At 30.6% G+C, this 7,947-nt stretch carries 9 protein-coding genes and 1 pseudogene; 9 read left to right on the top strand and 1 reads right to left on the bottom strand.

Annotated features, from left to right (window positions below):
* The first annotated feature begins 109 nt into the window (after positions 1-109).
* The 9 genes and pseudogenes from Q0807_RS18620 to Q0807_RS18580 all read left to right on the top strand — a co-directional run.
* A complete protein-coding gene (locus tag Q0807_RS18620) occupies positions 110-574 on the top strand; it encodes a hypothetical protein (RefSeq protein ID WP_301162025.1) in 465 nt (154 codons plus the stop codon).
* Between the two features lie 179 nt (positions 575-753).
* Positions 754-1,668: a DUF5677 domain-containing protein gene (locus Q0807_RS18615; RefSeq protein WP_301162024.1), complete on the top strand. Its 915-nt coding sequence runs from the start codon at positions 754-756 to the stop codon at positions 1,666-1,668.
* A 272-nt stretch (positions 1,669-1,940) separates the two neighbouring features.
* Positions 1,941-2,807 carry an SDR family oxidoreductase gene (locus Q0807_RS18610; protein WP_301162023.1) on the top strand — a complete coding sequence of 289 codons (867 nt, stop codon included), beginning with the start codon at positions 1,941-1,943 and terminating at the stop codon, positions 2,805-2,807.
* A gap of 10 nt (positions 2,808-2,817) precedes the next feature.
* Positions 2,818-3,582 (top strand): SDR family NAD(P)-dependent oxidoreductase, encoded by a 765-nt coding sequence (locus tag Q0807_RS18605; protein ID WP_301162022.1) that lies wholly within the window; start codon positions 2,818-2,820, stop codon positions 3,580-3,582.
* A 9-nt stretch (positions 3,583-3,591) separates the two neighbouring features.
* Complete coding sequence (locus tag Q0807_RS18600; protein ID WP_301162021.1) at positions 3,592-4,503, top strand: AraC family transcriptional regulator; 912 nt, start codon at positions 3,592-3,594, stop codon at positions 4,501-4,503.
* A gap of 169 nt (positions 4,504-4,672) precedes the next feature.
* Positions 4,673-5,518 (top strand): SDR family oxidoreductase, encoded by an 846-nt coding sequence (locus Q0807_RS18595; RefSeq protein WP_301162020.1) that lies wholly within the window; start codon positions 4,673-4,675, stop codon positions 5,516-5,518.
* Between the two features lie 11 nt (positions 5,519-5,529).
* Positions 5,530-5,778 carry an Atu4866 domain-containing protein gene (locus Q0807_RS18590; protein WP_301162019.1) on the top strand — a complete coding sequence of 83 codons (249 nt, stop codon included), beginning with the start codon at positions 5,530-5,532 and terminating at the stop codon, positions 5,776-5,778.
* Positions 5,779-5,803: 25 nt separating this feature from the next.
* The gene (locus Q0807_RS18585; protein ID WP_301162026.1) at positions 5,804-6,709 is read left to right on the top strand and encodes an AraC family transcriptional regulator; all 906 of its coding nucleotides are present in this window, start codon (positions 5,804-5,806) and stop codon (positions 6,707-6,709) included.
* A 172-nt stretch (positions 6,710-6,881) separates the two neighbouring features.
* Positions 6,882-6,971 (top strand): annotated as a pseudogene (locus Q0807_RS18580) (phosphopantetheine-binding protein); the annotation flags it as partial.
* Between the two features lie 544 nt (positions 6,972-7,515).
* Here the strand turns inward: Q0807_RS18580 and Q0807_RS18575 are convergent.
* Positions 7,516-7,947: transposase (locus Q0807_RS18575; RefSeq protein WP_301162018.1), on the bottom strand; the 432-nt coding region annotated here is incomplete at its 5' end.

The following is a 7,947-nucleotide window of genomic DNA, read 5'->3' as shown; positions in this document are numbered from 1 at the left end:
CTGCGGAATATTCTATCTGTGATTTATTTGCTAAATTAGTTGCTTTACCACGCAACTAACCATACACAAACACGTTGCCAATAATTTGAGAAAAAGCATAACCATAATATTGTTTTTACTACTTGGAATTAATTTTCAAGCAAACTCGCAGGAAATAATTTTCGCGAACGGAGACGATGAACGAAAAGAATATCCTGAAAATCTATCAGAATTTGTTGAGCTGAAAGAACCTCTAACCGACACAATTGTTGTGCAAAAAAATCGGACTTTTACAATTGTTCTGACATCTAAAGAAGAATCGCTTCCGATTATGCTTCTTGGCTATCCTATTGAAACTTACGCTACGAAAAACAATCTGAAAATCCCTGAATATACAAATGAGGAATATTTAGCGTTATCGGACGAAGAAAAAAATAAAATCAATCTAATGATTCCGAGTATTGAGATAAATAAGCGGATTGACTTGAATGATAAGATAATTATAGAAGCGAAAATTACGTCTGAAAACATTGAACGATTTGACATCTTAATTGACCAAAGAGTTTTTAAGACGTTTGAATTACAACTGAATTAAAAAACTATTGGCAACAACGTGTATAATTAATTGCTTTGGTCGTTGCTTATTTGGAAAATTCCTTCGGAATTTTCTCGCGTTCGTTTTTGTTTACTAAATTAGTTGCTGAAACACGCAACTAACCATACACGAACACGTTACCCACAAGCTAAACGAACATCGAGCCAATAGAAGAAATATTGCCACAAGAAGAAAATAAGGAATTGAATTTAATTCTTAAAAATCTTTCTGACAACTTGAGAAAAGTTGTGAATTTTGGTACTCATATTTTAAAATGGGACATTGAGAAAAAAAGAAATGGAAGAGACAAAAATGTTCCTTCTGTCTTTTTAAGAAATAGTATTGAATTAGGAGATGCGATTTCTTTATTAATTGAGAAGTCATCAATTGACCCAGCTAAAATCTTGGTTCGTTCTTTAATGGAAAGTACTTTTAGCTTACTCTATATGATTGAGAAAGACGAGGAATTACGCTCTCATTCATTTCTTATTTGTCGACTTAATAAAGAAATTAAATATTACAAGCAGTTTATAAAGGAAGAAGAAATTTCTAAAAGTTTCGTTTCAAAATTCATTAAACAAGAACCACATTTTGAATTAGAAAATCATTGTAACCCGATAGAAATAAAGAAAGTGATTGAAGCCAAAGAAAGCTTATTACTTGAAAACATTTACAAAGAAGTGAATGTTGAATTCCAACGGACTTGTAACAAAAATAAAAAACGGAATAATAATCCGAATTGGTATTCATTATACGATGGACCAAATAATTTTGAAAATCTTTGTTTATATCTCAATAACACAATTCTCTACGAATTTCAATACAGAAAATACTCTGAAAATGTTCATCCAAATAGCGTAATGACTGGATTTGCAATTGCAGGAAACGATAAAGCTGATATTCTACAAATTCGTAATTTTAAAGAATGTAAGGAAGTATTTTATAATGGAATAAATCTATTAATTGATGTCTATCGAGAATTTATTAGAATGAGATTACCAGAAAAACAAAAGGAATTTGACAATTGGTATTTAAATTACATTCCTGAATTTGAAAAAACGGATTTAGAAACAAAATTTAATTACGTGGAGTAAAGCCAGTGGGTAACACCGTATATAATTTATTGCTAGTTCTAGCCTACTTACGAAAATCCTCGCGGATTTTCTATTCGGTTTTTATTTGCTAAATTACGTGCTAAACCACGCAACAAACCATATACAAACACGTTAGCGGTAATGCTAAAAAAACTTCCTGCTAATCAACAAACTTCAGTCATTTATCAGATTTGGCTTATACAAAGATAGATTTGACTACATAACTATTGTTTAACTATTTGACCTTTGTACTTCACTTATAAAATTGGAAAATGAAACAAATATTAGTTACTGGTGCAACTGGAGAATTAGGAACTACAGTTATTGGAACTTTACTTAAAACTATGAAAGCCGAAGATATTTCGGTACTCACAAGAAAGGAAGAAAGTAAAACCGAATTCGAACAAAAAGGATTAAAAGCTTTTATTGGTCAATATAGCGATGTTGAATCGCTTGAAAAAGCAATGGAAAACGTAGATACTGTTTTACTAATTTCTTCGGGAGACCAAGGCGATAGAATGCAAGAACATAAAAACGTCATTGATACCGCAAAAAAGAAAGGCGTTCAAAACATTGCATATACAAGTCGTTCTTTAAAAGACAAAAACACGTTAGTAAATAAACTAATGATGGAACATTTTTTAACCGAAGATTATATTAAAGAAAGTGGATTGAAATATATCATTTTCAGGAATGCTTTGTATATGGATGTATTACCCCTTTTTGTTGGCAAACACGTTTTTGAGAAAGGTATATTACAACCTGCCGGAAATGGTAAAGTAGCTTATGTTTTAAAAGCGGAACAGGCAGAGGCAATGGCTAATGTTTTAATGAACGAAAATTTCGAAAACCAAACATTAAATTTTACGGGTTCTGATGCATATTCTTTTTATGATATTGCAACTGCACTTACTGAACTTTCGGGCAAACAGGTAAATTACAAATCTATAGACGTTGAGCCATTCAAAAAAATAATGTTAGAAAACGGAGTTCCAGAACCAATGGTCAAAAAGATAGTAGGTTTTAATCTTGATATTAAAAACGGACAAGAATCAACAGTCACAAATGAATTGCAACATTATCTTGGACGTAAACCAAAAAGCATAAAAGAAGGCTTAAAAATATTATTCAATTTATAAAAACAAAGAAATGACAAACAAAATAAAAATTGCTTTAGTAACAGGTGGAAGTCGTGGATTAGGAAAAAATATGGCTTTAGAATTGGCAAAAAAAGGACTTCATATAATTCTAACTTATAACAGCAATGAAGAAAAAGCTAAAGAGGTTATCAAAGAAATTGAGCGTTTAGGACAACAAGCAATTGCGATTCAATTAAATGTTACTGAATTCAATAATTTTGAAGAATTCTTTGTGACCATTAAAGAGTCAATTAAATCCAAATTCGGAGTTGAAAAAATCGATTACCTCATTAATAATGCGGGAATTGGAATAAACGCACCTTTTGTTAAAACTACTAAAGAACAATTAGATGCAATTTATAACATTCAATTTAAAGGCACCTATTTATTAACTCAAAGTGCATTAAACATTCTAAACGATGGTGGCGGAATTGTAAATGTATCAACTGGTCTAACTCGTTTTGCCTTAAACGGATTTTCCGCATATGCGTCTATGAAAAGTGCTATTGAAACGTTAACAATTTATCAAGCCAAAGAATTAGGTGAAAGAAAAATTCGGTCAAACGTAATTGCTCCAGGAGCTATTGAAACTGATTTTGGTGGTGGCGCAGTTAGAGATAATAAAAAAATGAATAGTTTTATAGCCTCTAACACAGCTTTGGGTCGCGTTGGATTGCCAGATGATATTGGAAGTGTTGTTGCCTTTTTATGTACCGATGATGCTAAATGGATAAACGCACAACGTATCGAAGTCTCTGGCGGACAAATGATTTAAAACAAACTAATGTCTATACTTCACATAAAAAATATCACCGAATATCATAGATTAATGCAGTTGCCAAAACCACAGCATCCTTTGGTTAGCGTAATTAATTTTGCCGATATTAAAAGGAAAGAAAATATAACGGTTTCAAGTTTTACTCACGGTTTTTATTCTATTGCCTTAAAACAGGTGTTTAATGGTAAAATGAAATATGGACAACAGGAATACGACTTTGACGAAGGTGTATTAGCTTTCATCGCACCAAATCAAGTAATGCGTATTGAAGTAGAAGATGAACAAAAACTAAATCATTCGGGATGGTTGCTTATTTTTCATCCCGATTTTCTTTGGAATACATCTTTAGCGCAAAAAATAAATCAGTATGACTTTTTTGGTTATGAATTAACAGAAGCATTACATCTTTCGGACAAGGAACAAAATACGTTAACCGATTTGATGCAAAATATTAATCAAGAATATAATTCAAATATTGATAAATTCAGTCAAGATGTTATCATTTCACAATTGGAATTATTACTCACTTATTCAGAACGGTTTTATCAACGTCAATTTATCACTCGAAAAAAAACAAACCATAGAATATTTGAGCAATTCGAAACACTTTTAAATAATTATTTTAAAAGCAAAGACCTACAGGAAAATGGGTTGCCAACAGTTAATAATCTGTCTGCTTCATTAAACTTATCACCCAATTATTTAAGCAGATTATTAAAAACGCTATCGGGAAAAAGCGCCCAAGAATTTATTCACGAAAAACTAATGCAATTGGCTAAAGAGAAACTTTCAACTACAGAGTTATCAGTAAATGAAATTGCTTACAGTTTAGGATTTGAACACCCACAATCATTCGGAAAATTATTCAAGAAAAAAACGGATTTGACACCATTGGAATTTCGGAAATTGTATAATTAAGTAACATTACAGAAACCACTACAGCTAACAATTTATATATAAAAACATTAGCGGTAATACGACCAAAAATCATCGCATCAAGTAGATTTGACTATACCTTTCTTAGATTTGGAAAAGTGAAAAACTCTTTAATGAACCAATTTTGTATTATAATCTCAATTCAAAGAATATGAACACAAAAAAAGTATGGTTTATTACAGGAGCATCGAAAGGTTTAGGATTAATATTAACCAAAAAGCTTCTTTTACAAGGTTATAATGTTGCCTCTACCTCAAGGAACAAACATTCCTTAATTAAAGAAATTGGAGAAGAAAATGAAAATTTCTTACCAATCGAAATGGATTTAACAAAAAACGAAAATGTTAAGAAAGCTATTGAAACTACGATTAGTCATTTTGGTAAAATTGATGTTTTAGTTAATAACGCAGGCTACAGTCAAATTGGAACTTTAGAAGAGCTTTCAGAAAAAGAAGTGGAAGATAATTTTAAAGTAAATGTGTTTGGTTCTGTAAACGTAATTAGAAATGCAACACAATATTTACGTAAACAAAAATCCGGACACATATTTAATATAGCTTCTATAGGTGGTTATACAGGAAATTTTGCAGGTTTTGGTATTTATTGTTCTACAAAATTTGCTGTTGCAGGTTTTACAGAGGCTTTAGCCGAAGAAATGAAATCATTTGGAATATATACAACCTTAGTATATCCTGGTTACTTTAGAACCAGTTTTTTATCAGAAGGTTCTGTCAAAACCCCTAATAATCCAATTGAAGATTATAAAACAGCTCGAGAAATGGAACAAGCACATTTAAAGGATATAGATGGTAATCAACCTAATGACCCAGAAAAAGGAGCGGAAGTATTAATCGCTTTAAGTAAACAAGAAAATCCACCAGTACATTTTTTTATGGGTAAAGATGCATATCACTATGCAAACCTTAAAATAGATACGATTCAAAAAACGATGAAAGAAAATTTAACTCTAGGAATATCTACAGAATTTGAAAATTAAATTTTGAGCGAATGACAATAGAAGAATCAAAACAATACATTGGAATGTGGGTAACGGAAGATGGAAATATACGTCACAAATTATTGCCAAACAATCGATATGACGAAGCAAGAGGAAATAAAGAAAGTGCTTATCAAGGAAGTTATCAAGTAACAGGAAATCAAATTGATTATAAAGACGATACAGGATTCACAGCAGATGGAGCGTTCAGAAATGGAATCCTTTATCACGCAGGAATGGTATTATTTAAAGAAAATTAATTCTTAATTTTAAAGAATGAAAGAAATGCATCGATTTAAATCTATAAGTGAATTTCATAACTATAGTAATTTACCTAATTCAGAACATCCACTTATTAGTTTAGTAGACTATAGTAAAGTAAATTATGCTACTGATTCAGATAAAATTAAATGGATGCAGGACTTCTATTCTATTGGTTTAAAAAGAAATGTAAGTGAGAAATTTAATTATGGACAACAAAAATATGATTTTGACGAAGGTGTATTTTCATTTGTTGCACCAAAACAAATATTAACTCTAACAATAAATCAGAACATAAAAGTAAATCCGTCTGGATGGTTACTTCTTATCCATCCAGACTTTTTATGGAATACACCTTTAGCTAAATCTATTAAAAATTATGATTTCTTTGGTTATGATGTGAATGAAGCCCTTTTCCTTTCAGAAAAAGAAGAAAATATTATTGTAGAACTCTTAAAAAATATACAAAGAGAATATCAATCTAATATTGACAAATTCAGTCAGAATATTATCATTTCACAAATTGAGTTATTGCTCAATTATGCTGAACGTTATTACGAAAGACAATTTATTACAAGAAAAATTAGCAATCATCAAATTCTTATAAAACTTGAACAAACATTAAACAACTATTTTAACAATAGTGAGACACTTATTAATGGAATTCCTTCTGTTGCTCAAATTTCAAATGATTTAAATTTATCGCCTAATTACCTAAGTAGCATATTAAAAATAATTAGCGGACAAAGTACACAACAACACATTCAGAATAAATTAATTGAAAAAGCCAAAGAAAAATTATCAACTACAGAACTAAGTGTTAGTGAAATTGCTTATGAATTAGGCTTTGAATACCCTGCCTCATTTAGTAAACTGTTTAAAAGTAAAACTAATGTCTCCCCTATTGAATTTAGACAATCTTTTAATTGAATAAAAAGCACTACCGCTAACAATGTATAAAAATAATAGCGGTTTAAGTGCTAAAACGAAAGTAAGTAAATATAAAAAAGGTCTGTGTTTAACTGAAAAATTAGTGCGTAAAATCCGCTACTATTCTTATACTAGACCGTTGTAAAACATTTAACACAAACCGAAAATGGGATTAGATTCTGTCGAATTACTTATGTCAGTCGAGGATAAATTTGGAATACGAATTGAGGATTCCGAGGCCGAAAAAATTGCTACTGTACAACACTTTGCTGATACAGTTTATAACAAAATTATAGTAAATCCGACAGATAAATGCTTAACTCAAATCGTATTTTTCCGCATTAGAAAAGCATTCCAAAAATTGAACTTGACTGATTTGGATATAAAACCTACCAGCAAAATATCGGATTTACTCACTCAATCTGACTTAAAAATAAATTGGAATCGATTACAATCTGAACTTGAACTTAAATTACCTGAATTAGTTGCTATCGACTTTAACCCGAATCTAAACTCACACGTAAAAATTTTTGGAATTAAGACTATCAAAAGAAATACACCTGTGACAAAAGGAACAATAAGAGAATTAATTGATTGGACAATATCTTTAAATTTCGAGCAGACAATTGACATTCAAAAAATCACCAGTAAGTACGAGGTTGAGAGAATTATTTCTGGAATTATAAGTGAGAATATGGGAATTCCAATAAGCGAAATTGAATTAAGGCATACAATTACAAACGATTTAGGAATTGACTAATAAAAAACGTTTTACAACAAAGAACTGAGTTAAAAAACAAGTCATTTTAAACTAATCTTGAAACAAAGTTTTCATCGTAAGGTCGTCCACTTTTCACGATAGCAAAAGCTTGTTTTAATAACTTATTACCTACTGCTATTAATGCCAGTTTCTTACTTTTCCCTTTAGCTACTAGTCGTTCATAAATCTCTCTACAAGCCTTATTGTGCTTACACGCTGAAAAAGAACATAAAAACAATAGATTCCTTAGTTTCTTGTTACCTACTTTACTTATTCTACTTCGACCTCTTACACTACTCCCTGATTTTCGTATCGTTGGTGTAATACCAACATAACTACATAGCTGTGATGCATTTTCAAACTTATTAAATCCATCGGTTACAACTATTAAAAACAAAGCGGTTTTTACACCCATACCTGGAATACTTTTTAATAACGTTAATTGATGTTGCTGGTCTTGTTTAACAAGCTCCAGTAA

This window comes from uncultured Winogradskyella sp. (assembly GCF_947495255.1).
Lineage (GTDB): Bacteria > Bacteroidota > Bacteroidia > Flavobacteriales > Flavobacteriaceae > Winogradskyella.
This window is presented reverse-complemented; position numbering and strand designations above follow the sequence as displayed.

Bases quoted from the DNA above. Each gene is read 5' to 3' on its own strand.
- Q0807_RS18595 (WP_301162020.1), top strand. From the start codon at position 4,673: ATGAACACAAAAAAAGTATGGTTTATTACAGGAGCATCGAAAGGTTTA.
- Q0807_RS18585 (WP_301162026.1), top strand. From the start codon at position 5,804: ATGCATCGATTTAAATCTATAAGTGAATTTCATAACTATAGTAATTTA.
- Q0807_RS18605 (WP_301162022.1), top strand. From the start codon at position 2,818: ATGACAAACAAAATAAAAATTGCTTTAGTAACAGGTGGAAGTCGTGGA.
- Q0807_RS18610 (WP_301162023.1), top strand. From the start codon at position 1,941: ATGAAACAAATATTAGTTACTGGTGCAACTGGAGAATTAGGAACTACA.
- Q0807_RS18600 (WP_301162021.1), top strand. From the start codon at position 3,592: ATGTCTATACTTCACATAAAAAATATCACCGAATATCATAGATTAATG.
- Q0807_RS18590 (WP_301162019.1), top strand. From the start codon at position 5,530: ATGACAATAGAAGAATCAAAACAATACATTGGAATGTGGGTAACGGAA.